Consider the following 24,096-nt stretch of genomic DNA (forward strand, 5'->3'; position numbering starts at 1 on the left):
TGATGCCGACGGCGCTGAGGATCGCAGCGTTGGGCGAGGCGTTCACGATGCGATCCCCTTAACCGTCGATCAGCCGTTGTACGGCTGGAGCTTGGCCTCGACCGGAACTTTCGGATCGGTGGCGTTTTCGGTGACGACGTAGTCGAGCGGGAATTTGGCCCCTTCCTTGGCGGGCACCCACTGCGTGCCGATGATCGGGCCGGGCGAGACATTGGGTACCGGGCCGCTGGTGAAATCGACCTTTCCGATCATGGTCTCGGTGTTAAGTGTGCTCAGCGCCTTGGCGACCGCTGCCTTGTCCTTGGCGTTGCTGCTCGCCTTCAGTGCCTCAAAGCCGGCGTCGAGAAGCGACATCGAGGCGCCGAGCTGCTGCGTCCACTGCTTGCCGCTTGCTGCCTCATAGCCGTCGGCAAGCTCGGTGCCCGAAACGCCGGTCAGCGGCGACTTGTAGGGGAAAGCCTTGTGCCAGTAGGCGGCGCTCGAGATCTTGTTGCCGAGATCGCCAAGCGCCTCGATGTCGGACGGGAACAGCCCGGTCTTGGCGACCTGGCAGATCTTGATCTGGCGGGTCAGGCCCTGCTGCGCGGCCTGGCGCCAGAAGGCGGCAAAGTCAGGCGGGATCGGGAAGGAGTTGAAGATCTCGACGCCTTCCTGCTTGAACAGCGCGATCTGCGAGGAATAGTCGGTGGTGCCGGTCTCATAGGCGCCGGGATCGACAATGGTGAAACCTTCCTTGGCCAGCAGCGGCGCCAGATGGGCGCGGATGGCATTGCCGTCGGCGTCGTTGGGATACATGACACCGACCTTCTTGTTGGTCTCGATCAGCTTCCATTGCGAGATATAGGCTTTGAAGAATTCCTCGACGCCGAAGCCGAAATGATAGGTCCATTTGAACGGCGAGGGCTCGCCGGGCTTGGCGCCGCGGCCGAAATACCATGCTTCCCACGGCATGACGGTGGACAGGCAAGGCACGCCGGCGGCCTCGCAGGCGTCGGAGACCGGGTTGATCACCTCCGGCGTTGACACAGCCAGCATCAGGTCGACGGCCTGATTGTTGATGAGGTCCTTGGCAAGCTGCCCGGCGCGGGACGGATCGGACTGGGTGTCCTGGTCGATGATCTCGACGCTGTATTTCTTGCCGCCGAGTTCGATGCCGTTGGCAAGCGCCTTGCGGGCGAGGTCGAGCACATAGCCGTCGGTTTCGCCGAAGCCGGCAAGCGGGCCGGTGCGTGGGCTGACGAAGCCGACCTTCAGCGTGTCGGCGGCCTGAGCGAAGGCCTTGCCGCGGCCCAGCACAAGAGCTGCGCCGCCGGCGAGCGAGGTGGCGATGAACTGGCGCCGAGAGACGCCGCGAAGGATGGATTTCTCCGAGGTCATGCTGATATTTCCTCCCTTTCCTGACGGGCCTGCCGGAGGCGGCCGTCGGCCTGCTCAAAATCTTTGCCGCCCATTCCCGTATCGGATATCGCCCCGGCAGGCTGGAGGCGGCGGCGGAAGGTCGGCAATGCCGACGATGGCATGATTTCGATCCTCCCATCACCACAGTGCCTTACGGCTTTGGTTTGGTAAAATGATATTTTGCGGTGTTTCGTTAACCCATGGGTTATCAAAAGCCGCGCAACTGCCCCGAGTTCGCGGTAATGGCAGAAAGATCATGTCTCAGGCGCGCTGGCTGGCCGCCTCGCGAATGGTCTGCAGAAGGATGGTGAAAGCCGGCGAGGTGGCCGTGTCGGTCCGCATCGTCAACCCGACCGGTCCCTTGGTTTCCTCGGTGTTGACATTGAGGGCAACGAAGGCGCCGCTGCCCAATTCATTGGCGACGACACCGGCCGAGATGATCCACACGGCGTTGCTCTGGCGCATGAAGGCGCGGCCGAAGGAATCCGAGACGGTCTCGATTTCGGTGGCCGGCGCGGTCATGCCATTGGTGATGAAAAGGCGGTCGACAAAGGGGCGGATGACCGATTCACGCGTCGGCATCAAAACCGGAAACTCGTCGAGGCGCGCGAAGATATCCTGGTCGGGCTGCAATAGCGGATGGCCGGCCCGCACCACAAACAGCACCTGTTCGGAATAGAGATGCTCGAAGAAGAAGCCGGTCATGTTTTCCGGCGCCGCAAGCCGGCCGACGACGAGGTCGAGCGCGCCGACGCGCAACTGTTCGAGCAGCACCGCATTCTCCCCGGTGACGATCTTGATGGCGGCGCCGGTGTTCTCCGCGAGGAACAGGCTCATGGCGAGCGGCATAACCTTCGCCGACACCGTCGGCAGCGCGCCGATGCGGATCGGGTGGCGATTGACGGCGCCGTCCTGGCGGACGGAATCGACGCCGCGCTTCAAGGCGGTGATCGCCGTGCCGGCATGGCTGAGGAAGATTTCGCCGAGCCGCGTCACCCTTATGCCGCGACCGTCGCGTTCGACGACGGCGATGCCAAGTGCCTCTTCCAGTTCGCGCAGCGTCTTGGTCACCGCCGGCGGACTGACATGAAGAAAGTCGGCCGCCCTCGCCACGCTGCCTTGCCGCGCTACCTCAAGGAATGCCTGCAGGTGACGGAACCTTATGCGGCTCTCGGACATGGTTCTCGTAACCTCTCAGTTAATGAAACGCCGCAAAATATCATTTTACCAAACCAAATGCCTTGTGCAATGTGAACACGGAGGATCGAAATCGTGCCATTCGTCAACATTGGTGGCATCACGCTGCACCATCGCCACTTCAAGGCGGAGGGCAAGGCGCGACCGGTCGTGTTCATCAATTCGCTCGGTACCGACTTTCGCATCTGGGACGAAGTGGTGTCTGAATTGAACGCTGACATGCCCTTGCTGGTTTACGACAAGCGCGGCCACGGGCTCTCCGATATTGGCGGCATCTCGTCGATCGACGATCACGTCGATGATCTCTCCGGCCTCATCGATCATTTCGGACTGACCGATGTCGTGCTCTGCGGCCTGTCGGTCGGCGGTTTGATCGCGCAAGGGCTCTATGCCAGGCGTCCTGAACTCATCGAAGGCATGATCCTGTGCGACACGGCGCACAAGATCGGCACGGCCGAGAGCTGGAACACCCGCATTGAAACAGTCGAAAGCAAAGGCATCCAGGCGGTCGCCGATCCCATCCTTAAAATGTGGTTCACCCCAGCCTTTCATGCAGAGCGTGTCGCTGAACTCGACGGCTACTGGAACATGATGACCCGGCAAGCCGTCGCTGGTTACGTTGGCACATGTGCTGCCGTGCGTGATGCGGATTTCACCGAAGTTGCGCAGGCCATCGCTGTGCCGACGCTGTGCGTCGTTGGCGATCAGGACGGCTCGACGCCTCCGGACCTCGTGCGCTGGATGGCAGACCTGATCCCCGGCGCGCGCTTCGAGATTATCCGGGATGCCGGCCACATCTCTTGCGTCGAGCAGCCCGGGGCGCTGATCGCCCTGATCCGAGAATTCGTCGCTTCGCTTCCTCAGAGAAAGCAGATCCATGGATGAAGTGTCCAAGACCACGACCAGATACCGGACCGGGCTGACAGTGCGGCGCTCGGTGCTCGGCGACCCGCATGTCGATCGCAGCGAGGATGCCGTCACCGATTTCGACCGGCCCTTCCAGGAGCTGATCACCGAGGCAGCCTGGGGGACGGTGTGGGCGCGGCCGGGTTTCAGCAAGCGCGAGCGCTCGATCGTGACGCTGGCCCTGCTGGCAGCACTCGGCCATGATGAAGAGGTCGCCATGCATGTGCGCGCCACCGCCAACACCGGCGCGTCGCGTGACGACATCTGCGAAGCGTTCCTGCATGTCGCGATCTATGCCGGCGTGCCGGCGGCCAACCGCGCCTTCAGGATCGCCAAGGAGGTGTTTTCGGACATGGACGGAAGCAGGAATGGCCATGCCAGCTGACGCGGGCTCGAACCGCAGACCCGAGACCGGCGCCTTCTTCCAGCGCGACCGCAGCTGGCATCCGCCAGCGCTGACGCCGGACTACAAGACTTCGGTGCTGCGCTCGCCGCAGAAGGCGCTGATGGCCTTTGACAACACGGCGTCGGAAATTACCGGTCCGGTGTTCGGCCACACCATTCTGGGCGAACTCGACGCCGACCTGATCCACAATTTCGCCAAGCCAGGCGAGAGCGCCATTGGCGAGCGCATTATCGTCTATGGCCGGGTGCTCGACGAGCGCAGCGTTGGCGTGCCAGGCGCGCTGCTTGAATTCTGGCAGGCCAATGCGGGCGGCCGCTACCGCCACAAGAAGGACGGGTATCTGGCACCGCTCGATCCGAATTTCGGCGGCTGCGGCCGCACCATCACCGACGCTGATGGCTGCTACGCCTTTCGCACGGTCAAGCCCGGCCCCTATCCCTGGCCGAACGGGCCGAACGACTGGCGGCCCTCGCACATCCATTTCTCGGTGTTCGGCCATGGCTTTGCGCAGCGGCTGATCACGCAGATGTATTTTGAAGGCGACCCGTTGATCTGGCGCTGTCCAATCGTCGGCGGCATCCGCGACAAAGCCGCCATCGAAACGCTGATCGCCGCGCTCGACATGCAGGCGACGGTCCCGTTCGACGCGCGTGCCTACAAGTTCGACATCGTGCTGCGCGGGCGCCGCGCCTCGTTGTTCGAAAACCGGCCGGAGGGCAATTGATGGCTCAGGCGCTCACCAGGCTGAAGGAGAGCCCGTCGCAGACAGCGGGGCCTTATGTGCATATCGGGCTGACGCCGAATTTCGGCGGCATCGGCGGCGTCTATGCCAGCGACCTTGGCGCGACGATGATCAACGACAAGACCCGGGGTGAGCGGATCGGCCTGAGGATCCGGGTGCTTGACGGTACCGGAACGCCGCTACGGGACGCGTTGATCGAAATCTGGCAGGCGGATGCCGACGGCTATTACAATTCGCCGGCCGAATTGCGCGGCGATGCCGATCCGGATTTCCAGGGTTGGGGCCGCCAGCCGACCGACATGGAAACCGGCTTGTGCAGTTTTCAGACGATCAAGCCCGGGCGCGTGCCGTTCGGCGACGGGCGGCTGATGGCGCCGCATATAAGCCTGTGGATCGTCGCTCGCGGCATCAACATAAGTCTCCACACACGGCTTTATTTTTCCGACGAGGCAAAGGCCAATGCCGAGGATCCGATTCTGGCCCGCATCGAGCACAGAGTGCGCGTGCCGACGCTGATCGCCGAGCGGCAAGGCGACAACTATATTTTCGACGTCCATCTCCAGGGGGAGAAGGAAACGGTCTTCTTCGACAGCTGATGCTCTGGAGACCTCGCCAATGACCGTATCGCCCTTCGATCATCCGCTGCTGTCCGGCCTGCTCGGCGACGAGGAGGCGGCACGGCATTTTTCCGCCGATGCGGAAATCGCCGCCATGCTCGATTTCGAGCGCGCGCTGGCGCAAGCGGAAGCCGAAAACGGGATCATCGGCAAGGATGCCGCGGCGGCGATCGTGTCTGTCCTGTTGTCCTACAAGCCGGATACGACGCGGTTGCGGGCCGGTGTGGCGAAGGACGGCGTGATCGTTCCCGAACTGGTCCGCCAGATCAAGGCGGCGGTCGGCGCGCCGCATGATGCGAGCGTCCATTTCGGTGCAACCAGCCAGGATGTCATCGACACAGGTTTGATGCTTCGGCTGCGCCGGGTGATCGACCATCTCGACCTGCTGCTGACCGAAAACATTGTGCGGCTGGCAGCACTGGACGAGCGTTTTGGCGGCAGGGCGTTGACCGCCATGACGCGGATGCAGCCGGCGATATCTATAAAAGTGTCTGACCGCGCTGCGGCGTGGCGGGCGCCGCTGCAGCGGCATCAGCAGCGACTGTCGGAACAATCCGGGCGCCTGCTTGTAGTGCAATTTGGCGGTGCCGCCGGCACGCTGGAAAAGCTCGGCGACAAGGGAACTGCGGTGCGCGCGGTGCTTGCCGCAAAGCTCGGCCTTGGCGACGCGCCGCAATGGCACAGCCAGCGCGATGCGCTGGCCGAGTTCGCTGGCCTGCTATCGCTCATCACCGGCAGCCTCGGCAAGTTCGGCCAGGACCTTGCGCTGATGGCGCAGGCCGGCACGGACATCAAACTGTCCGGCGGCGGCGGCTCATCGGCCATGCCGCACAAGCAGAACCCGGTGAAGGCGGAGGTGCTGGTGACGTTGGCGCGCTTCAACGCCACGCAACTCTCCGGCATGCATCAGGCGTTGGTGCATGAGCAGGAGCGCTCGGGCGCTGTCTGGACGCTGGAATGGCTGCTTCTGCCGCAAATGGCGGTTGCGACCGCAACTGCACTACGGCTTGCCGCCGAACTTGCCGGACAGATCGAAAGCCTCGGCCACTGATGCGCACAAAAATCGTCATCGTCGGCTCCGGACCGTCCGGCTTGTTGCTCGGTCAGCTTCTCGGCGGCATCGGCGTCGAGACGGTGATCCTCGAGCGCTCAAGCCGGGAGCACGTGCTTGGCCGTGTGCGGGCAGGGGTGCTCGAACAGGGCACCGTCGAGTTGCTGGAGCAGGCTGGAGCCGCTGCAAGGCTGCACGCCGAGGGCCTGTCGCATTCCGGTATCTCGCTTGCCTTCGGCGGTGACCTGCACCGGCTTGATCTCACGGTGCTGACCGGTGGCAAGCACGTCACCGTCTATGGCCAGACCGAGGTGACGCATGATCTGATGGACAAACGCGAGGCGGCGGGGATGGTCACCGTCTACGAGGCGTCAAATGTCGCGCTGCACGATTTCGACGGGGAGGCGCCTTTCGTCACCTATGACAAGGACGGCGTCAGCCATCGCATCGATTGCGACTTCATCGCCGGCTGCGACGGCTATCACGGCATCAGCCGCAAATCGGCGCCCGAGCACGCGCTGAAAACCTTCGAGCGGACCTATCCGTTCGGCTGGCTCGGCGTGCTCGCGGAGGTTCCGCCGGCCGATCACGAACTGGTCTACGCCAATCACGAGCGCGGCTTTGCGTTGTGCTCGATGCGCTCGACCCATCGCAGCCGCTACTATGTGCAGGTCCCGGCCGATGAGAGCGTCGAAGGCTGGAGCGATGACCGCTTCTGGGATGAGTTGCGCCGCCGCCTGCCGGAACAGACCTCAGCCGCCGTCGTCACCGGCCCGTCCTTCGAAAAATCGTTCGCGCCGCTGCGCTCCTTCGTTGCCGAGCCGATGCGCTTCGGCCGGCTGTTCCTGGTTGGGGATGCCGCCCATATTGTGCCGCCGACGGGAGCCAAGGGGCTCAACCTCGCCGCCAGCGATGTGCGCTATCTCTTTGCCGGGCTTCGCGAATTCTATCTGGAGAAATCGACTGCGGGGCTCGACGCCTATTCAGCTAAAGCGCTGGCGCGAGTCTGGAAAGCGGTGCGCTTCTCCTGGTGGATGACGACGATGCTGCACCGCTTTCCCGATACGGGTGAGTTCGGCCAGCGCATCCAGGAAGCCGAGCTCGACTATCTCGTGCATTCGCAGGCGGCGTCGACCGCGCTGGCGGAGAATTATGTCGGGCTGCCTTATTGATCGGCGGAAGCCGTCAAACCCGCTCGAGCGCCACCGCTATGCCCTGGCCGACGCCGATGCACATGGTGGCCAGCGCATAGCGGCCGCCGCGCTCGCGCAGTTCCAGCGCCGCGGTGCCTGATATGCGCGCGCCCGACATGCCGAGCGGATGGCCAAGCGCGATGGCGCCGCCATTGGGATTGACGTAATCTGCGTCCTCGCCGATGCCGAGCTGGCGCAGCACGGCTATGCCCTGCGAGGCGAAGGCTTCGTTGAGTTCGATGACATCGAATTGTTGCGGCGTCAGGCCGAGGCGGGCACACAGCTTTTTCGTCGCCGACGCAGGGCCGATGCCCATGATGCGCGGCGCCACGCCGGCGGCAGCGCCGCCGAGGATTCGGGCGATCGGCGTCAGGCCGTATTTCTTTATTGCTGTTTCCGATGCGATGACCAGCGCCGCGGCGCCATCGTTGACGCCCGACGCGTTGCCGGCGGTGACCGTGCCGCCCTGGCGGAACGGCGTCGGCAATTTCGCCAGCGACTCGACCGTGGTTCCCGCGCGAGGATGTTCATCCCTGGAGACGACTACAGCATCGCCTTTCTTCTGCGGGATGGTCACCGGCGTGATCTCCTTCGCCAGCCGGCCATTGACTTGGGCGGCGACGGCCTTGTCCTGGCTGCGTACGGCAAAGGCATCCTGGTCGGCGCGCGACACCTTGAAATGCTCGGCGACATTCTCGCCGGTCTCTGGCATGGAATCGACGCCGTATTGCGCCTTCATCAGCGGATTGATGAAACGCCAACCGATGGTGGTGTCGTGGATTTCGGCATGGCGCGAAAAGGCGGTCTCGGCCTTGGGCATGACGAAGGGGGCGCGGCTCATCGATTCGACGCCGCCGGCAATCATCAGTTCGGCTTCGCCCGCCTTGATAGCGCGGGCAGCTATGGTGACGGCATCCATGCCGGAGCCGCAGAGACGATTGACGGTCGAGCCTGACACTTCCTTCGGCAGTCCGGCCAGAAGCAGCGACATGCGCGCGACATTGCGGTTGTCCTCGCCGGCCTGGTTGGCGCAGCCGTAGACGACGTCGTCGATAGCCTGCCAATCGATGCCGGAATTGCGCTCGATCAGGGCCTTCAGCGGGACGGCGCCGAGATCGTCGGCACGCACTGAGGACAGAGAACCGCCAAAACGGCCGATCGGGGTGCGGATGTAGTCGCAGATGAAGGCCTCGGCCATGTCATGCAGCCTTTTCTTTTCCGCTTCCTTCATGCGCCGCCTTGGTGCGAGCCTGCAGGTCGCGCAATGTCGTGAGCTCAAGCGTGGTCGGCGCCGGCGTCTCTTCAAGTGCGTCGGCGAATTTCACCACCCAACCGCAGGTCTCCTGCACCTCACGGCGCGTCACGCCGGGATGCAACGAGACGACTGTGAACTCCTTGCTCACCGGGTCTGGCTTCCAGATGGCAAGATCTGTGATCAGCAGCGTCGGTCCAGCGGTGTCGATGCCGAGGCGCTGGCGATGATCGCCCCCGTCGCCATGGCCGAAGGAGGTGAAGAAGTCGATCTTTTCGACCATGCCGCGCTTGGTTTGCGCCATGGTTATGTAGATCTCCTTCGACGAGGTGGCGATCTCCGGCGCGCCGCCGCCGCCGGGCAGGCGGGTCTTGGGGTGCGCATAGTCGCCAATGACGGTGGTGTTGATGTTGCCGAACTTGTCGAGTTGCGCGGCACCAAGGAAACCGATCGAGATGCGGCCGCCCTGCAGCCAGTAGCGGAACATTTCAGGCACCGAGACGGTGGTGACGGCGGTGTCGCAGAGTTCGCCGTCGCCGATCGACAGCGGCAACACGTCGGGCGCGGTGCCGATCGTGCCGCTTTCATAGATCAGCGTGATGTCGGGCGCATGCGTCAGCCGCGCGACATTGCAGGCGGCAGAGGGCGCGCCGATCCCGACGAAGCAGACATCGTCGCTCTTCAACGCGCGGCTGGCGGCAATCGTCATCATCTCGTTGGGGGTGAAGCCGCTCATGCCGCGCTCCTCAGATGCTCGACACGAGCCGCGAAATCGTCGGCCGTGCGTTCAATGACATTGGCCTGCATCCAGGTCTGGAATTTCTCCCGGTCGGCGGCGATCTCGTCCCATTCGAGATAGGCAGCATTGTCGCGCGCATAATAGCCGTGCGTATAGGAGGGATGCGAACCGCCGGGCACCACTGAGATCGCAGCGATCGTCCAGCGCGGCAGCACGGTCAGGTTGGGGTGCAGGTCGTCGAAATTGTCGACCACCTCCTCCACCGTCACCACGGCGCGTTTGGCCGCCAGCACTGCTTCCTTCTGGATGCCGATAATGCCTTCAACCAGCACATTGCCTTTTTTGTCGGCCTTTTGGGCATGGATGAAAGTGACGTCGGGGCGGATCGACTGAACAGCGGCCAGCGCTTCACCGGTGAACGGGCAGCTGACCGACTTGATGTTCGGATTGACCGCTGTCAGCCCGGCGCCGCGATAGCCCCGAAACACCGCGCAGGGCAGGCCGGCCGCACCAGCCTCATAGGCGTTGGCCATGCCGGCATGGCTGTGCTCCTCGATCTCGACGGAGCGGGGAAAGCCGTTCTCGATGGCGTCGCGGGCGCGGCGCAGCAGGCCGACGCCGGGATTGCCGACATAAGAGAAGATGATTTTCTTCGCCATGCCCATACCGATCATCTGGTCGTAGATCAGGTCGGGGGTCATGCGGATCAGGGTGAGATCGCGAAACCTCTGGCGGATCGCTTCATGTGCCGCCGCCGTCGGGATCAGATGGGTAAAGCCCTCGAACGCAACCGCATCGCCATCGTGCAGGTTCTCGACCACAGCCTGTTTGAGCGGCAGGAATTTGACCATCGCAAGAAACTCCGGACTCGAAAAGTTCGTATTGCGAACATTTGTTTTATATGGGATACTTTTATCCCGAATCGCCGCGTCGAGTCAATGGTGACGCATTGTTTCGTGGAGGCCGCATGGACGATGAGGGAACTTCGCGCGACCATGTCGGTTCGCTGGAACGCGGCCTTGCGGTCATGGAGATCCTTGCCAGGCATCCGGCGGGCCTGACGCTTACCGAGATGGCGGAGGAGGCGGGGCTGACCCGCGCCGGCGCGCGGCGATTTCTGCTGACGCTGACCGCGACGGGTTACGCGACGCAAGCCGGCCGGCTGTTCTCGCTATCGCCACGCCTGCTCACGGTCGTTCGCACCTGGCTTGGCGGCGCTTCGGTATGGACTTTTGCTGCTCCGATCATGCGTGAGCTGGCGGGCCAGTTCAATGAGGCCTGCAACGCGGCGGTGCTGTCTGGCGAGGAAGTCGTCTATGTCGCGCGCATACCCGGCCGTCGCATCCTCAGCGTATCGCTCGATGTCGGCACCAGGTTGCCGGCGCATTGCACCTCGATGGGGCGCGTCCTGCTTGCCGGCCTTGGCGCGGACGAACTGAAGTCCTTCCTTGCCGAGGCCACGATCGAGCGGCGGACGCCGAAGACGATCACCAGCCGCGCAGCACTTGGCAAGGCGATCGACGCGGCGAGGGCGGATGGCTTTGCCATCGTCGATGAGGAACTGGAGCTCGGCCTGCGCTCGATTGCCGTGCCGATTGCCGACCGATCCGGGCGGACGGTGGCGGCGATCAACATGTCGACCCAGTCGGCGCGGTTTTCGGTGGCAGAGATGGAGCGGGATATCCTGCCGGCGCTGCGGAAGGCCAAGCAGCAGGTTGAGGAATTCTTTTTCGTCTGATGGGCGTGCGACCTGTCCGAAGCCCGGCGCCGCGCGGGCTCTGATGGGAATTGATGGAGCGGACCTTGGCTGATCCACCGGCCATGGCGTTATATCCTGTTCCCCAGTGGAGGAATGGATGGCAGGCCAGGGTTTCGAGCCGGATGTGAGGGTTCGCACCAGCGAATACCGGATCGGCTGCATCGGCGCCGGCATGATCATGGCCGAATGCCATCTCGCCGCCTATGCGCAGGCCGGTTTCCAAGTGGTGGCTATCGCCTCGCGCACCAAGGCCAGCGCCGAGAAGGTGGCGACGCGCTGGAGCATTCCAGTCGTTCACGACACGCCGGAACAGCTGATCGAAGATCCCGGGGTCGAGATCGTCGACCTTGCCTTTCCGCCCGACCAGCAGCCGGCGCTGATCCGCCATGCGCTGAAGCAGAAGCACATCAAGGCGATCCTGGCGCAGAAGCCGCTGGCGCTGTCGGTCGAGGAGGCGGTCAAGCTGCGCGACGAAGCGGCAAAATCCGGCAAGATCCTCTCGGTCAACCAGAACATGCGCTACGACCAGTCGATGCGCGTGTTGAAGCAGATCATCGACAGCGGCGCGCTGGGCGAGATCGTCTTCGCGCAGATCGACATGCATGCGATCCCGCACTGGCAGACATTCTTGGCCGACTATGATCGTCTGACGCTCGCCAATATGAGCGTGCATCATCTCGACGTGCTGCGCTTCCTCTTCGGTGATCCCCAGGAGATCACCACGCTGACGCGCAAAGACCCGCGCACGACGTTCGATCATTCAGACGGCATCACCGTCTCTACGCTGCGCTTTCCCTCCGGCGTGCTCGCCGTGTCGCTGGAGGATGTCTGGTCCGGCCCGCGGCAGGAAGGCTACGCCGACGACCAGCACATCAACTGGCGCGTCGACGGCACCAAGGGTGTCGCCAAGGGCACGATCGGCTGGCCGAAGGGCGTGGCCTCGACACTGACCTATGCCTCGACCGAGACGACCGGTGGAGAGTGGGTGAGTCCAAGCTGGGACACGATGTGGTTCCCGCACGCCTTCATCGGCGTGATGGAGCAATTGCAGCATGCGGTGAAGACAGGCACGCCGCCGGCGCTGTCGATCGCTGACAACGTCAAGACGATGGCACTGGTGGAGGCCGGCTACCGGTCGATGGCGGAAGGCCGCACCGTAAAACTGTCCGAGATCTCGATCGACTGAACATCTTGCCGCCAAATAGCGTGGCGGCTGAATCGCTTACCGGGAGGAGTTCACATCATGATGCAGGCAGGGATCTTCACCGGCTATTTCCCCTATGAGCTCGCCGAGGCCGCAAAGCGCATCCGCGGGCTCGGTTTCAACACGGTGCAGCTCGACATGCATTTCAGGGATGTCGATCTCACGGCCGGAGAGATCACCAGGGATAAGGCAAGGACGGTGCGGGACACGTTCCGCGACCATAATCTTCCGGTCTGCTGTATCTCCGGCTACACCAACATCATCCACCCTGATAAAGCCGAGCGCGCAAAGCGCGTCGATTATCTCAAGGAGATCATCCGTAACGCGCGCGACTTCGGCTCGCCTTATGTGATCTCAGAGACCGGCACCTACAACACCGAATCCGACTGGGTGCATCACCCCAAGAACAAGACCGAGGAAGGGTTCGAGGAATGCCGCAGGGTGATCTCGGACCTTGCCCAGACCGCCTATGACCATGGGGCGGTGTTCTTGCTTGAGACCTATGTCAACAATGTCGTCGGCTCGGTCGAGGAGACGGTGAAGATGTTCGCGCAGGTCGACCATCCGGGCCTTGGCCTGTTGATGGACCCGACCAATTATTTCGAGGCGCACAACATCGACCGCATGGATCAAGTGCTGAACCAGGTGTTCGACACGCTGACCGACAAGATCAGGATCGCGCACGCCAAGGATGTGAAGCGTTCGGGCAGCGACAAGACAGAGAAGCATGCCGACATCGGCGATGCAGACGCGCATGAGGGGCTGACCTTTCGCGGCGTCGGCGAGATCGAATTGCCGGCGCCGGGTCTCGGTTCACTGAACTACGATCTCTATCTGCAGCGGCTCAGCGAAAAGCATCCGAACATTCCTGTTATCATCGAGCATCTGACCGAGGACGACGTGCCGCGCGCGAAGACATTCCTGGATGGGAAATTCCGCGCCAACGGTCTTTGAGGGCAGGGCGAGACGGTGATGGCAGCCAAGACAAAGCGCGATTACAGCCTGGTCGGCGAAAGCACCCGCCGGGCCATCGAGACCGGGCTGGCGTCAGCCGAGTGGTACCACACGGATGTGCCGCGCAAGGCGATGAAGGAGCTGATGCAGCGCTCAGACGGGCCGGCGATCCGCGACACCGTCATCTGGATCGCCGCGATCCTTGGCTCGGCCGCCGGTATCATCTGGTTCTGGGGGACATGGTGGGTGGTGCCGTTCCTGCTGGTCTATGGCGTGCTCTATGGCTCGTCCAGCGACTCGCGCTGGCATGAGTGCGGCCACGGAACGGCGTTTCGGACGCGCTGGATGAACGATGTCATCTACGAGATTGCCTCGTTCATGGTGGTGCGCAATCCAGTACAATGGCGCTGGAGCCATGCCCGCCACCACACCGACACCATCATCGTTGGCCGCGATGCCGAGATAGCTGTGATGCGGCCACCCGACCTGCTCAAGGCGGCGCTCGCCTTCACCGGCATTCTCGATTTCCGCTATTCGCTGCCGACGCTGGCGCGGCAGGCGTTCGGCAGATTGTCCGATGACGAGAAGAGCTACATCCCGGAGATGGAGCAGGCCAAGGCCATTACCGCGGCGCGCTGGCACATGGCGGTGTATGTCGCGGCGATCGCTTTGGCGATCGCGCTGGGGTCATGGGTGCCGATGGTGCTGATCGGTCTGCCGCGCCTCTATGGCACTTGGCACATGGTGCTGACCGGCCTGCTGCAGCATATTGGGCTGGCCGACAACGTCGTCGACCACAGACTGAATACGCGCACCGTCTACATGAACCCGGTGAGCCGCTTTATCTACTGGAACATGAACTATCACGTCGAACACCACATGTTCCCGATGGTGCCCTATCACGCGCTGCCGAAGCTGCACGAACTGATCAAGCACGACCTGCCGGTGGCGAACCCGTCGATGGGGCATGCCTATCGCGAGGTCTGGCCGGTGCTGCTGAAACAGCTGAAATACGAGGATTATTTCCTCAAGCGCGAATTGCCGCCGACGGCGCGGCCCTATCGCGGCGAGTTCCACGAGGTCGATATGTCGGCGGCGGCGGAGTAGTTTTGCTAGGGAAAGCGATGGTCGAGGCCATGATCGAGTTGGCTGGGCCGCGGGCAACAAGACAAAGGGGAACTTCGATGGGCAGAAAAAGACCGACGGTGGCCGATCTGCGAGCCATGAAAGGCAAGCGCCAGCTGACCATGCTGCGCGTCTTGACCATGGATGAGGCCGAGGCCGCCGAGCGGGCGGGGGTCGACATCGTCTCGGTGCCGCCCGAGCTGGTGCTCAATCCGCAATACCGCGACGCCGCACCCAGCCTGTTCACCATGCCGGGCGAGAACTTTTATGAGATCGGCACGGCGGACGATTTCCTGCGCTGGGCGTTCAGTCTCTACAAGGCGGGCGCCGACGCGGTCTATTGCAGCGCCGGCTTCGCCACCGTGAAGCGGCTGGCAGACGACGCGATTCCGGTGATTGGCCATGTCGGCCTCATTCCTTCCCGCGCTACCTGGACCGGCGGTTTCAAGGCGGTTGGCAAGACCGCCGACACCGCCGTGCAGATTTTTGAGGCCGTCAAGCAGTACGAGGCCGTCGGCGCGCTAGGCGCAGAGATCGAAGTGGTGCCGGTCGAGGTCGCCAAGGCAATCTCGGAACGCACCTCGCTGATCATGCTGTCGATGGGGGCAGGCACCGGCTGCGACGCGCAATATCTGTTCGCCGACGACATTCTCGGCCAGAACCGGGGCCACATGCCGCGCCATTCCAAGGTCTATCGCAACTTCGCCGCCGAGTATGACCGGCTGCAGGGGGAACGGGTGGCGGCATTTTCCGAATATGTCGCCGACGTCAACAGCGGCGCATACCCGGAAGACAGGCATGTCGTGCGCATGGACCCGGCCGAGCTCAGCCAGTTCATGAAAAGGGTGGATGAAAAGGCCTGAACTCGCCGATCTGGCTGGTCGCTGTTACGCCCGCCAACCGCCGTTGGCGAGCGAGGCGTAAAGCGGCTCGGCGTCCGGGCCGAGCGGCCTGTCTTCCCTAAGGCTCGCCACGTGCGCGCGCACCGCCGCATGGATGACTCCTGTCGCCGGCGCCAGCGTCAGGCCTTGGCGCAAATCGACCGCCTGCGCTGCCGCCATCAGTTCAAAGGCGATCAACCGTCGCCACAGGGTGATCATGCCGGAGCATTTCGTAACAGCGAGCAGCGTCTGTGTCGCATGGTCCTCGACGCCTTCCGAGACCGGAAGGAAGTCGAGCATCACGGGATTGGCCTTGTGGCGGATGGCGGCGAGGATCGCCGTGACTGTCTTTTGTAGCGGCACGAAGCCGGCCGAGGCGCCGCCGATTGGCGACAAATATTTGGGCAGGCCGTTGCGGCCGGAGCCGGTGAGCTGGACGAAGCGTGCGGCCGTTGCGGCTGAGGCCTGCGCGATGGCGAGGCCAAGCGTCTCGAAAGCGAGTGCCATTGACGCCGTGTGGAAATTGCCGGTCGACAACACCAGATTGTCCTCTCCGAGTACCAACGGATTGTCGGCCGCCGCGTTGAGCTCGATTTCTACCGCAAGCCTTGCATTGTCGATCGCCTGGATCAGCGCGCCGTGTATCGACGGCATGCAGCGGACCGAAAGCGGATCCTGCAAGGTGGTGGGCGGCTGCTGCTCGTCGCGGGCGAGCAGATCGCGAAGCTCCTTTGCCGCAAGCTGCTGGCAGGCCGCCGGCCGCGCCAGATGCAGACGCGGATCGAGGATGGTGCGGTTGGCGCCAAGTGCCTCCATCGTCAGTGCGCCGGCTTGTTGCTGTTGTTCAAAGGCTGAGAGGGCATCAACGAGCGCCAGCGCGCCGGCGCCCGTCGAGACCGCCGAAGCGTTGATCAACGACAGTCCGTCTTTCGGCGCCAGAGTGACCGGCGCCAACCGCGCCATCATCAGCGCCTTTGCCGAAGGCATGCGCCGGCCTTGGTAGTCGGCCTCGCCCTCCGCAATCAGCGTGCGGGCTATCGCGGTCATCAGCAGCAGGTCGCCGGCGCCGATTGAACCTAGAGACGGCATCACAGGATGCACGCCCGCATTGAGCGCGTCGACAAGGGCGGTCAAAACCGCCGGCGAAATACCCGAACCGCCAACCGAGAACATCGCGGCGCGCGCCAGCATGGTCGCCCGCACCGCCTCTTGCGGCAAGGGTTCGCCGACGGCGCCGCTGCGCCCTTCCAGCAACTGGCGCTGGAAGGCGCTGCCATCGCCCTCGACCGTGGTGCCGAGATTGGCGCCGAGCCCGGTGTTGAGGCCGTAAATCTGCTGGCCGGACGCGGCGGCCTGGTCGAGCACCTTGCGGGCCTTGTCGAGCCTCTCGATGACGGCGGGCTCAACCTCGACCTTGCGACCGCCACGGGCAACCGCCGCGACGTCCTCGACGCTGATGCCGACGCCGTTGAGGACGAGCGCGCTCATGCGAAGCGCAGCCTCTGGCCAATTCCCTTATCAGCGGCCTTGGCAAGCATCGCCTTGCCCAGCGCAATGTCGGACAGCGACAGGCCGCGATGCCAGAACAGGATCGTCTCGTCGTCGCTCTGCCTGCCCGGCTTAAGGCCGGCGGCGATCTGGCCGAGCTCGGCATGCAGCGTCGTTTCGCTCAGTCGTCCGGTCTCGACATGGGCGCGCAGCGAACCGAACTTGCCACCCTTGCACTGGCCCCAGTCGTCGACGACCATTTTCTGCATGATGTCGGTAAGTGATATCTCCACCGCGCTCATCGTGCCATAGGGCACGACGAACGCGCCGGGCTTGATCCATTCGGTCTTGAGCAGCGGCTGCGGTTCCGAAAGCCGTGAGGCCTCGACGACGATATCGGCGCCCTTGACGCAGCTCTCCCAGTCGGCCACCGCCGTGACTGTCTTGCCGAGATCGGCGGACAATCTTGCGGCAAAGCCGTCGCGGCTTTCCGGGCGGCGCGAATGGACGCGGATCTCGTCGAAGTCGAAGAGATAGTCGAGCAGGCGCACGTTCCAGTAGGCGGTGCCGCGCGCCCCGATATGGGCCAGAACCTTCGAGCTCTTGCGCGCCAGATGCTTGGCGCCGATGGCGGTGACTGCGCCGGTGCGCATGTCGGTGATGACGGTGGCGTCGAGAATGGCGCGCGGTGTGCCGGTGCGCGGATCAAACAGGTTCAGAATGCCGAATTCCGAGGGCAGGCCGTGCAGATAATTGTCGACATAGTCGCCGACGATTTTTACGCCGGCCGCATCGAGCGGCGCGACGTAGCCGCGCAGCACGTTGAAATGGCCGTGGAACGATGGGTCGGGTTCAAGATGGACTCGCGGCTCGATCACTGTCTGGCCGTTGCCTTGCGCGATAAGCCCAGCCTCGACGGCGGCAATGATTTCCCCGTCGGTCATCTCAAGGGCTTCGATATCGAGGGCATTGAGGTAGTCGATATAGATCGGCTTCATCCAGGCTCCTTGCCGCTATGGCGCTAATCCATAACAGGCTGCGGGCCGACACGGAAGTTTGTTGGCTAGGCTCTGGACTGGGCCAGCCATATGCTGTTCAACGCGGTTCGTCATGACTGCCGTTCCCGACACCGAAGCCTCGGCCGCAACCGCCAGCAATGCGCGGCGCGTGGCGCTGATCGTCGCCATCGCGTTTTTCATGCAGCTCTTGGATTCGACGATCATCTCGACCTCGCTGCCGCAGATGGGAGAATCCTTCGGCGTGCCGGCGGTGGCGATGAGCATCGGCATCACTGCCTATATGCTGACCATGGCGGTGTTCGTGCCGCTGTCGGGCTGGCTCGCCGACCGCTTCGGCGCACGCAACATCTTCCTGCTGGCGATCGTATTGTTCACGCTGGCCTCGCTTGCCTGCGGCTTTTCGCAGAGCCTTGCCCAATTCGTTGCCGCCCGCGTCGTGCAAGGCCTTGGCAGCGCGCTGATGACGCCGGTCGGCCGCATTCTTGTGCTGCGCAATGCGCCGAAGTCGGAATTGCTCAATGCCACGGCGCTGATCACCTGGCCGGCGCTGTTTGCGCCTGTCGTCGGGCCAATGCTTGGCGGCTTCATCACCACCTATCTCTCCTGGCACTGGAATTTCTTCATCAACATCCCGCTCGGGCTGATCGGGCTGGCGCTGGTTGCGCGCTTCATTCCGGGTGACCGCGAGGCCGATCTCAAACCGCTGGACTGGCCGGGATTTTTCCTGACATCGCTGGGGCTCGCGCTCCTGCTCTACGGCCTGGAACGCATCGCGCATCCGGAGGACGGCGCCTTGCCGACGGTGCTGCTGATTGCGGCGGGTATCGTCATCGGCTGGCTGGCGGTGCGGCATCTCCGGCGCGCGCCGCATCCACTGCTCGATCTATCCTCATTCAAGGTGCAGACCTTCGCCATCTCGACGCTTGCCGCCGGCACCATCTTCCGGGTGGCGATCAACGCCACACCGTTCCTGTTGCCGCTGCTGTTCCAGGTCGGCTTCGGGCTTTCGCCGGTCGATGCAGGGTTGATGATCCTGGCCTATTTCCTCGGCAATCTCGGCATGAAGACGGTGACGACACCGACGCTGCGGCGTTTCGGGTTCCGCGCAGTGATGGTCGTCAACGGCCTGATCGCCTCGGCCGCGATCATGGCCTGCGCCGCGATCTCGCCTGACACACCGCAGGCTCTGGTGGTGGCGCTGATGCTGGTCGCCGGCCTGTCGCGCTCGATGCAGTTCACCGCGCTCAACACGCTGGCCTTCGCCGATATCGACGCGACGCAGCGCAGCTCGGCGGCAACGCTGTCCTCCATGCTTCAACAGATATCGATGCTGTTCGGCGTCGCGGTCGCGGCGGCGATCCTCAACCTGTCGCAGATCACCAGGGACCGGCCGGCGCTCGACCTCGTCGATTTTCGCATCGCGTTCGTGGTGATCGGTGCCATCGGGTTGGTGGCGGCGTTGCGGTTCCTCGCGCTGCCGCCCGCTGCCGGCGCGGAGGTTTCCGGCCACGCGACGCGGGGTTAAGATCGGGACCGACGGTCGTGGAATAATTCGTTGCCTGGACGGGGCAAATTCAAAGTGCGGCAAAGAGATTAGCCGTGTTTGCTCACGCCTTGATTCACCCGCTTGCTGAATGATCCAAACGAAAGGACACATCATGGCCGCCATAAGACTGCTCAGCGATGATGAGGTGGAGACAATCCCGGTGGTCAAAGCCGTCTTCGACGATATCCGTGCGACGCGCAAATCCGATTTCGTCAACAATTTCTGGCGCGGGCTGGCCAATGATCCGGTGTTGCTGAAACGGACATGGGAGCAGGTAAAGGTAGTGATGGCCACGGAAAGCGCCATCGATCCGCTGACCAAGGAACTGATCTACGTCGCCGTGTCGACCGCCAATGGCTGCTCCTACTGCGTCCATTCGCACACGGCCGCGGCACGCGCCAAAGGCATGACCGATGCGCAGCACGGCGAACTGGTGTCGATCATCGGGCTCGCCGGCCAGACCAACCATCTGGTGACGGCAATGCAGATCCCGGTCGATCCGCAATTCGATGTGAAATAGAGGCGGCGGCACTACTCTTCTCCCACGAGAAGGGGAGAAGGCAGGGGCGCAACTACATCGGCCGATACACCTTCTCTGCCGTGTTCCAGAAGATATCCGCCTCAGCCGCCGCGCCGTGCTTGGCCACCGCAGCGCGGTGCGCCTTGATGAGTTCGGCGTGGCTGGTCCAGAGTTTCTCGATCGGAAAGTTCGAGCCGAACATCAAATGGTCCGCGCCTAAAATGTCGATCGCATTGTCGACGATGTAGGCTATCAGATCCGCGTCGTTGCGGTGGACGAAAGTGCCCAGGCCTGAGAGTTTGGCGTAGAAGTTCGGCGCCGCCGAGAGCGTTCGCAGGCCGGCTTTCCACGCTTCGGTGGTTTTCTCATCCGTTCCGGTCAGCATGCCGGCATGGGTGAGGATGAAATTGGTTTCAGGGTTCTCGCCGACCAGCGTCAGCCCGTCCTTCATCTGGGCGGGGAAAAGCTGCAGGTCGAAGGACAGGCCGTAGTCCTTCAGCCGGGCGACATTGGCGCGCACCCTGGGGTCGATGACCTGATCGGCGGAGGCGGCGAAGCGGAAGGCCGGCGTTTCGTGCCAGTGCAGTTGCATGCGCACGCCGCGCAGCAGGGGGTATTTCATCAGCCGGTCGATCTGGGGACGGACATCGTCCACTGTCATGTCGGCATAACCGACAATGGCATGCGGCCAGCCGGTTTCGTCGGCGGTCTTCTGCAGGAAGGCGACTTCCTTCTCGAAATCCTCCTTGGCCCAGTTGGTCTGGACATAGACTGCCTTTTCGACGCCCGAGCCTTTCTGGTCCTCGAGGAATTCCCCGATCGGATAGTCGCGGCGGATCGGCTCGTAAGGGCCGAAGATGCGCGGCACCATCGGCCCGACCAGCCAGGGCTGATCCTGCTGGCGCCAGATGTGAAAATGCGCGTCGATGGCTTTCTGCATCACGATACCCTTTTCCAGATTGTCGAAGCCGCCGGGGCGGGGCGGGCGAGCGACAGGATGAAATCGGTGAGACTCCTGAGCGACGAGCCGTCGATGAGATCGTCGAGGTCTGGCAGGATGGCTTTGAGTGCTGCTGTTTCAGGGTGGAAACGTGGATCGCCGGCCAAAGGTGTGGCAAGCGACAGCCGGAAGGCGCGGGCGCTCAGCCGGCGCATCGCTGTTACCAACGCGCCACGATCGCCGCGCTCCAGCGCATCCGAAAGGATGACGATTGCTGCACCGCGCGCAAAGGCGGAGAACCGTGGCACGGACAGGAATGCGAGCAAGGTCGGTCCCATGCGGGTGCCGCCATCCCAGTCGTCGACCTGGGCCGCAGCGCGCGCCAGCGCCTGGTCGCGGTCGCGGATGCGCAGCGCCGAGGTGATGCGGGTGAGCCGCGTGCCGAAGGTGAAGATTTCGGCGCGATCCGCGCCTTGCACCACTGCATGCGCGAGCTTGAGATAATCGGCGGTGTGCAATTTCATCGAGCCGGAGATATCGATGAGCATCAGCAGCTTGCGCGGCACCGTCTGTCGGCGGCGAAGCTGCGGCGAGGGGATATCGCCATCGGCGCTGACGATTTCGCTGAGCGAGCGACGCAGGTCGAGCTTGCCGCGCGAATGGGTGCGCACGGTGCGGAAGGAGCGGCGCGCGGGCAGGGCGGACGAGAGCTTGCGGCGAAAGGAACCGAGGTCATCGTCGTCGCGCTGGAAGTCGCGGGTGCTCAGTTGTTCGTTGGCCGACGACAGCTCGCCGCCCTTTTCCTGGCGTGTGGCCCGGTTCTCTTCCTCGCGCCTGCCGCCATCGTCCTTGATGCGTGTTTCCTCGTCTTCTTCGCCTTCGACGGAAGGTTGGCCATCGCCATGGAAGTGGCTGCGGAAATGCGCCTCGAATTCATTGCGGCGGTCGGGTGGAGGCGCGAGCGTCGCAAGAGCCGCCTCGCGGACGTCGTTCATGGAGCGTGGGCCGAGCAGGGTTACGGCTTGCATGAAGCTGGAGACTTGTTCGGGGGCGATGGGGAAAGCGTGGCCGCGCAGCAGGCGTGCGAAATCGAGGAAGGGAGCGGCGGCGCGGGGCAAGCTCACCTCTCCCCGTTTACGGAGAGAGGATGCCGGCAGGCAGGTGAGGGGCAGCCCCGACATCGAAGGTTGGCGCTGCCCCTCATCCGCCCCTTCGGGGCACCTTCTCCCCGTAAACGGGGCGAAGGGGTCACCTAGGTCCCGGCTCACCCCAGCGCCTCCTCGACGATGCGGCCGAGCTCCGGCGCAATCTCGGTCAGGTCTTCCTCGTCCTTGATCAGCACACCGATGGCGCGGCGGAAGGCTTCCGGCCACGGGCTGCCGCCCTTCTCCAGGATGGTCGCGGCATTGGCCCACTCCACCGCTTCGGCGATGCCGGGCGGCTTGGCGAGTGGGCGGGCACGGATGGTCTGCACTGCGCCTGCCACGGCGCGAGCCGTCGCCTCCGCGACATCGCCGGCGCGCAGCATAATGATGGCGGCCTCGCGCTCGGCATCGGGATAGCCGATCCAGTGATAGACGCAGCGCCGGCGCAGCGCTTCGGCGAGTTCGCGGGTGCGGTTGGAGGTCAGGATGACGATCGGCTGCGCTTCGGCGCGAATGGTGCCACGTTCGGGGATGCTGATCTGGAAATCGGAGAGGAATTCCAGAAGCAACGCTTCGAATTCGTGATCGGAACGGTCGATCTCGTCGACCAGCAGCACGCGTTGCCGAGGTGCCCGCAGCACCTGCAGCAGTGGCCGGGCGATCAGAAACCGGTCGTCGTAGATGTCGATCTCGTGTTCGCCGGCATGGCGGATGGCGAGCAACTGGCGCTGATAGTTCCACTCATATAGCGCATGCGCGGCGTCGATGCCTTCATAGCATTGCAGCCGCACCAGATCGCGGCCGAGCAATTCGGCAATCGCCTTGGCCGCTTCCGTCTTGCCGACGCCCGGCGCGCCTTCGAGCAGCAGCGGCTTGCCCAAGCGGACGGCCAAGAAGATCGCGGTGGCCAGGCTTTCATCCGCCAGATAGCGCGAAGCGGCGAGGCGATCGGCAATCGCCTCGGGTGAGGCTGCGAGCTGCTCGGCACTTGCTTCTATCATCGCGTCCTCAGCCAGCCGCTTGCGCCTTCAGCGCGCGCAGGATCCGTTCAGGCGTGATCGGCAGCGTGTCGATGCGGACGCCGACGGCGTCAAAGACGGCATTGGCAACGGCGGGTATCTGCGGGTTGGCGCACATCTCGCCCGGTCCCTTGGCGCCATAGGGGCCATCCGCCGATGGACGCTCCAGCACGATGATCTCGGTTTGGGCGAGATCATCGGGTCCCGGCATCAGGTACTGGTTGAAGTCGGTGCCGCCATGGTCGCGATTGGGATAATAGGGTTCGGTCGTTTCGTAGAGCGCATGGGAGATACCCATCCAGGAGCCGCCGACCAGTTGCTGCTCGACCATCTTCGGGTTCAGCGCGCGGCCGATCTCGAAGATGTTCTTGACCGTCAGCACCGTCACTTCGCCGGTCTCGTCATCGACCTCGACCTCGGCCACCGTGCAGGCATGGGCGTAGCAGGTCGACGGCTTCATCGCCCCGGTCTCTTTCTCGGGATAGGAGCGCGGGATCAGGAACATGCCGCGCCCGGAGATCGAGCGGCCGCGCTTGAAATGCGCCGACAGCGCGACATCGAAGATCGAGATCGATTTTTGCGGTGCGCCCTTGACCAGTATGTTGCCCTGGCCGTCGGTCTCGAGGTCGGAGGCGTTCACCTCCAACTCCTCGGCGGCCACTTCCAGCATCACCTCGCGGGCTTCCTTGGCCGCCTGAATGACGGCATTGCCGGCGCGGTGGGTGCCGCGCGAGGCGAAGGTGCCCATGCAGTGCGGGCCGGTGTCGGTATCGGCTGTGTCGATGGTGACGCGGTCGGTCGGCACCCCGATGGTTTCTGCGCAGATCTGCGCCATGATCTGCTTCAGGCCCTGGCCGAGATCGACGGATGACAGCGTCACCATGAAATTGCCGGTCGGGGTCGAATGCACCAGCGCCTGCGTCGGGTCGCCGCCGAGATTCATGCCCGTGGGATAGTTGATCGCGGCGACGCCGCGCCCGCGCCTGATCGCCATC

General features: G+C 63.6%; 24 protein-coding genes. 13 read left to right on the top strand and 11 right to left on the bottom strand.

The window, feature by feature from the left end; genetic code table 11:
- Positions 1-69: 69 nt before the first annotated feature.
- Both ACWGTO_RS10365 and pcaQ read right to left on the bottom strand, forming a co-directional pair.
- On the bottom strand, positions 70-1,377 hold the full coding sequence (locus ACWGTO_RS10365) for an ABC transporter substrate-binding protein (protein ID WP_454574761.1): 1,308 nt from the start codon (positions 1,375-1,377) through the stop codon (positions 70-72).
- Positions 1,378-1,659: 282 nt separating this feature from the next.
- Positions 1,660-2,577, bottom strand: coding sequence for a pca operon transcription factor PcaQ (pcaQ, locus tag ACWGTO_RS10370; protein ID WP_454574762.1), 918 nt, complete (start codon positions 2,575-2,577; stop codon positions 1,660-1,662).
- Positions 2,578-2,670: 93 nt separating this feature from the next.
- On the opposite strand from pcaQ, the gene pcaD reads away from it, so the two are divergent.
- From pcaD to pobA, 6 genes are read left to right on the top strand one after another with little or no spacing between them, the layout of a single operon-like run.
- A complete protein-coding gene (gene pcaD, locus ACWGTO_RS10375; protein ID WP_454574763.1) occupies positions 2,671-3,480 on the top strand; it encodes a 3-oxoadipate enol-lactonase in 810 nt (269 codons plus the stop codon).
- Positions 3,473-3,886: a 4-carboxymuconolactone decarboxylase gene (pcaC, locus tag ACWGTO_RS10380; RefSeq protein WP_454574764.1), complete on the top strand. Its 414-nt coding sequence runs from the start codon at positions 3,473-3,475 to the stop codon at positions 3,884-3,886. The genes pcaD and pcaC overlap by 8 nt, the downstream gene beginning before the upstream one ends.
- Positions 3,876-4,631: a protocatechuate 3,4-dioxygenase subunit beta gene (pcaH, locus tag ACWGTO_RS10385; protein WP_454574936.1), complete on the top strand. Its 756-nt coding sequence runs from the start codon at positions 3,876-3,878 to the stop codon at positions 4,629-4,631. The genes pcaC and pcaH overlap by 11 nt, the downstream gene beginning before the upstream one ends.
- Positions 4,631-5,245, top strand: coding sequence for a protocatechuate 3,4-dioxygenase subunit alpha (gene pcaG / locus ACWGTO_RS10390; RefSeq protein WP_454574765.1), 615 nt, complete (start codon positions 4,631-4,633; stop codon positions 5,243-5,245). The genes pcaH and pcaG overlap by 1 nt, the downstream gene beginning before the upstream one ends.
- 19 nt (positions 5,246-5,264) lie before the next feature.
- Entirely contained in the window at positions 5,265-6,317 is a 1,053-nt protein-coding gene (locus ACWGTO_RS10395; protein WP_454574766.1) for a 3-carboxy-cis,cis-muconate cycloisomerase, read from the top strand.
- Entirely contained in the window at positions 6,317-7,489 is a 1,173-nt protein-coding gene (gene pobA, locus ACWGTO_RS10400) for a 4-hydroxybenzoate 3-monooxygenase (RefSeq protein ID WP_454574767.1), read from the top strand. Before ACWGTO_RS10395 ends, pobA begins: the two co-directional genes overlap by 1 nt.
- Before the next feature lie 13 nt (positions 7,490-7,502).
- Here the strand turns inward: pobA and pcaF are convergent, their stop codons facing one another.
- Genes pcaF through ACWGTO_RS10415 form a run of 3 tightly spaced genes read right to left on the bottom strand, consistent with a single transcriptional unit; the run spans position 7,503 to position 10,352 of the window.
- Positions 7,503-8,708: a 3-oxoadipyl-CoA thiolase gene (pcaF, locus tag ACWGTO_RS10405; RefSeq protein WP_454574937.1), complete on the bottom strand. Its 1,206-nt coding sequence runs from the start codon at positions 8,706-8,708 to the stop codon at positions 7,503-7,505.
- 1 nt (position 8,709) lies between these two features.
- On the bottom strand, positions 8,710-9,498 hold the full coding sequence (locus ACWGTO_RS10410) for a CoA-transferase subunit beta (protein WP_454574768.1): 789 nt from the start codon (positions 9,496-9,498) through the stop codon (positions 8,710-8,712).
- On the bottom strand, positions 9,495-10,352 hold the full coding sequence (locus ACWGTO_RS10415) for a CoA transferase subunit A (protein ID WP_454574769.1): 858 nt from the start codon (positions 10,350-10,352) through the stop codon (positions 9,495-9,497). The genes ACWGTO_RS10410 and ACWGTO_RS10415 overlap by 4 nt, the downstream gene beginning before the upstream one ends.
- Before the next feature lie 116 nt (positions 10,353-10,468).
- Here ACWGTO_RS10415 and ACWGTO_RS10420 point away from each other — a divergent pair, with 116 nt between their 5' ends.
- From ACWGTO_RS10420 to ACWGTO_RS10440, 5 genes are all read left to right on the top strand, one after another.
- A complete protein-coding gene (locus tag ACWGTO_RS10420; protein ID WP_454574770.1) occupies positions 10,469-11,239 on the top strand; it encodes an IclR family transcriptional regulator domain-containing protein in 771 nt (256 codons plus the stop codon).
- Positions 11,240-11,357: 118 nt separating this feature from the next.
- The gene (locus ACWGTO_RS10425; RefSeq protein WP_454574771.1) at positions 11,358-12,446 is read left to right on the top strand and encodes a Gfo/Idh/MocA family protein; all 1,089 of its coding nucleotides are present in this window, start codon (positions 11,358-11,360) and stop codon (positions 12,444-12,446) included.
- A gap of 57 nt (positions 12,447-12,503) precedes the next feature.
- Positions 12,504-13,418 carry a sugar phosphate isomerase/epimerase family protein gene (locus tag ACWGTO_RS10430; RefSeq protein WP_454574772.1) on the top strand — a complete coding sequence of 305 codons (915 nt, stop codon included), beginning with the start codon at positions 12,504-12,506 and terminating at the stop codon, positions 13,416-13,418.
- A gap of 18 nt (positions 13,419-13,436) precedes the next feature.
- Positions 13,437-14,525 carry a fatty acid desaturase family protein gene (locus ACWGTO_RS10435; protein ID WP_454574773.1) on the top strand — a complete coding sequence of 363 codons (1,089 nt, stop codon included), beginning with the start codon at positions 13,437-13,439 and terminating at the stop codon, positions 14,523-14,525.
- A gap of 77 nt (positions 14,526-14,602) precedes the next feature.
- On the top strand, positions 14,603-15,406 hold the full coding sequence (locus ACWGTO_RS10440; RefSeq protein ID WP_454574774.1) for a 3-methyl-2-oxobutanoate hydroxymethyltransferase: 804 nt from the start codon (positions 14,603-14,605) through the stop codon (positions 15,404-15,406).
- A gap of 24 nt (positions 15,407-15,430) precedes the next feature.
- On the opposite strand, the gene ACWGTO_RS10445 is transcribed toward ACWGTO_RS10440, so the two are convergent.
- Positions 15,431-16,912, bottom strand: coding sequence for an HAL/PAL/TAL family ammonia-lyase (locus ACWGTO_RS10445; protein WP_454574775.1), 1,482 nt, complete (start codon positions 16,910-16,912; stop codon positions 15,431-15,433).
- Positions 16,909-17,910: an ornithine cyclodeaminase family protein gene (locus ACWGTO_RS10450; protein ID WP_454574776.1), complete on the bottom strand. Its 1,002-nt coding sequence runs from the start codon at positions 17,908-17,910 to the stop codon at positions 16,909-16,911. The genes ACWGTO_RS10445 and ACWGTO_RS10450 overlap by 4 nt, the downstream gene beginning before the upstream one ends.
- A gap of 112 nt (positions 17,911-18,022) precedes the next feature.
- On the opposite strand from ACWGTO_RS10450, the gene ACWGTO_RS10455 reads away from it, so the two are divergent.
- On the top strand, positions 18,023-19,456 hold the full coding sequence (locus tag ACWGTO_RS10455; protein ID WP_454574777.1) for a DHA2 family efflux MFS transporter permease subunit: 1,434 nt from the start codon (positions 18,023-18,025) through the stop codon (positions 19,454-19,456).
- A gap of 133 nt (positions 19,457-19,589) precedes the next feature.
- Positions 19,590-19,997 carry a carboxymuconolactone decarboxylase family protein gene (locus ACWGTO_RS10460; protein ID WP_454574778.1) on the top strand — a complete coding sequence of 136 codons (408 nt, stop codon included), beginning with the start codon at positions 19,590-19,592 and terminating at the stop codon, positions 19,995-19,997.
- Positions 19,998-20,049: 52 nt separating this feature from the next.
- Here the strand turns inward: ACWGTO_RS10460 and ACWGTO_RS10465 are convergent, their stop codons facing one another.
- The 4 genes from ACWGTO_RS10465 to ACWGTO_RS10480 all read right to left on the bottom strand — a co-directional run bounded on the left by ACWGTO_RS10465 (position 20,050) and on the right by ACWGTO_RS10480 (position 24,095).
- Positions 20,050-20,937, bottom strand: a complete 888-nt coding sequence (locus ACWGTO_RS10465; protein ID WP_454574938.1) for an amidohydrolase family protein — start codon at positions 20,935-20,937, stop codon at positions 20,050-20,052.
- Positions 20,937-22,055, bottom strand: a complete 1,119-nt coding sequence (locus tag ACWGTO_RS10470; RefSeq protein WP_454574779.1) for a vWA domain-containing protein — start codon at positions 22,053-22,055, stop codon at positions 20,937-20,939. Before ACWGTO_RS10470 ends, ACWGTO_RS10465 begins: the two co-directional genes overlap by 1 nt.
- Before the next feature lie 146 nt (positions 22,056-22,201).
- Positions 22,202-23,083, bottom strand: a complete 882-nt coding sequence (locus ACWGTO_RS10475) for an AAA family ATPase (protein ID WP_454574780.1) — start codon at positions 23,081-23,083, stop codon at positions 22,202-22,204.
- Between the two features lie 7 nt (positions 23,084-23,090).
- Positions 23,091-24,095 carry a xanthine dehydrogenase family protein molybdopterin-binding subunit gene (locus ACWGTO_RS10480; RefSeq protein WP_454574781.1) on the bottom strand — a complete coding sequence of 335 codons (1,005 nt, stop codon included), beginning with the start codon at positions 24,093-24,095 and terminating at the stop codon, positions 23,091-23,093.
- Position 24,096 lies beyond the last annotated feature (1 nt).

The organism is Mesorhizobium sp. PL10, from assembly GCF_053714315.1.

What these genes read in the sequence shown, in the direction of transcription:
- pobA (WP_454574767.1), top strand. Translation starts at nt 6,317, where the DNA reads ATGCGCACAAAAATCGTCATCGTCGGCTCCGGACCGTCCGGCTTGTTG.
- pcaQ (WP_454574762.1), bottom strand. Translation starts at nt 2,577, where the DNA reads ATGTCCGAGAGCCGCATAAGGTTCCGTCACCTGCAGGCATTCCTTGAG.
- ACWGTO_RS10465 (WP_454574938.1), bottom strand. Translation starts at nt 20,937, where the DNA reads ATGCAGAAAGCCATCGACGCGCATTTTCACATCTGGCGCCAGCAGGAT.
- ACWGTO_RS10455 (WP_454574777.1), top strand. Translation starts at nt 18,023, where the DNA reads ATGACTGCCGTTCCCGACACCGAAGCCTCGGCCGCAACCGCCAGCAAT.
- ACWGTO_RS10450 (WP_454574776.1), bottom strand. Translation starts at nt 17,910, where the DNA reads ATGAAGCCGATCTATATCGACTACCTCAATGCCCTCGATATCGAAGCC.
- pcaF (WP_454574937.1), bottom strand. Translation starts at nt 8,708, where the DNA reads ATGGCCGAGGCCTTCATCTGCGACTACATCCGCACCCCGATCGGCCGT.
- ACWGTO_RS10460 (WP_454574778.1), top strand. Translation starts at nt 19,590, where the DNA reads ATGGCCGCCATAAGACTGCTCAGCGATGATGAGGTGGAGACAATCCCG.
- ACWGTO_RS10395 (WP_454574766.1), top strand. Translation starts at nt 5,265, where the DNA reads ATGACCGTATCGCCCTTCGATCATCCGCTGCTGTCCGGCCTGCTCGGC.
- pcaH (WP_454574936.1), top strand. Translation starts at nt 3,876, where the DNA reads ATGCCAGCTGACGCGGGCTCGAACCGCAGACCCGAGACCGGCGCCTTC.
- pcaC (WP_454574764.1), top strand. Translation starts at nt 3,473, where the DNA reads ATGGATGAAGTGTCCAAGACCACGACCAGATACCGGACCGGGCTGACA.
- ACWGTO_RS10475 (WP_454574780.1), bottom strand. Translation starts at nt 23,083, where the DNA reads ATGATAGAAGCAAGTGCCGAGCAGCTCGCAGCCTCACCCGAGGCGATT.
- pcaG (WP_454574765.1), top strand. Translation starts at nt 4,631, where the DNA reads ATGGCTCAGGCGCTCACCAGGCTGAAGGAGAGCCCGTCGCAGACAGCG.
- ACWGTO_RS10480 (WP_454574781.1), bottom strand. Translation starts at nt 24,095, where the DNA reads ATGGCGATCAGGCGCGGGCGCGGCGTCGCCGCGATCAACTATCCCACG.
- ACWGTO_RS10365 (WP_454574761.1), bottom strand. Translation starts at nt 1,377, where the DNA reads ATGACCTCGGAGAAATCCATCCTTCGCGGCGTCTCTCGGCGCCAGTTC.
- ACWGTO_RS10410 (WP_454574768.1), bottom strand. Translation starts at nt 9,498, where the DNA reads ATGAGCGGCTTCACCCCCAACGAGATGATGACGATTGCCGCCAGCCGC.
- ACWGTO_RS10435 (WP_454574773.1), top strand. Translation starts at nt 13,437, where the DNA reads ATGGCAGCCAAGACAAAGCGCGATTACAGCCTGGTCGGCGAAAGCACC.
- ACWGTO_RS10415 (WP_454574769.1), bottom strand. Translation starts at nt 10,352, where the DNA reads ATGGTCAAATTCCTGCCGCTCAAACAGGCTGTGGTCGAGAACCTGCAC.
- ACWGTO_RS10440 (WP_454574774.1), top strand. Translation starts at nt 14,603, where the DNA reads ATGGGCAGAAAAAGACCGACGGTGGCCGATCTGCGAGCCATGAAAGGC.
- ACWGTO_RS10445 (WP_454574775.1), bottom strand. Translation starts at nt 16,912, where the DNA reads ATGAGCGCGCTCGTCCTCAACGGCGTCGGCATCAGCGTCGAGGACGTC.
- ACWGTO_RS10425 (WP_454574771.1), top strand. Translation starts at nt 11,358, where the DNA reads ATGGCAGGCCAGGGTTTCGAGCCGGATGTGAGGGTTCGCACCAGCGAA.
- ACWGTO_RS10420 (WP_454574770.1), top strand. Translation starts at nt 10,469, where the DNA reads ATGGACGATGAGGGAACTTCGCGCGACCATGTCGGTTCGCTGGAACGC.
- ACWGTO_RS10430 (WP_454574772.1), top strand. Translation starts at nt 12,504, where the DNA reads ATGATGCAGGCAGGGATCTTCACCGGCTATTTCCCCTATGAGCTCGCC.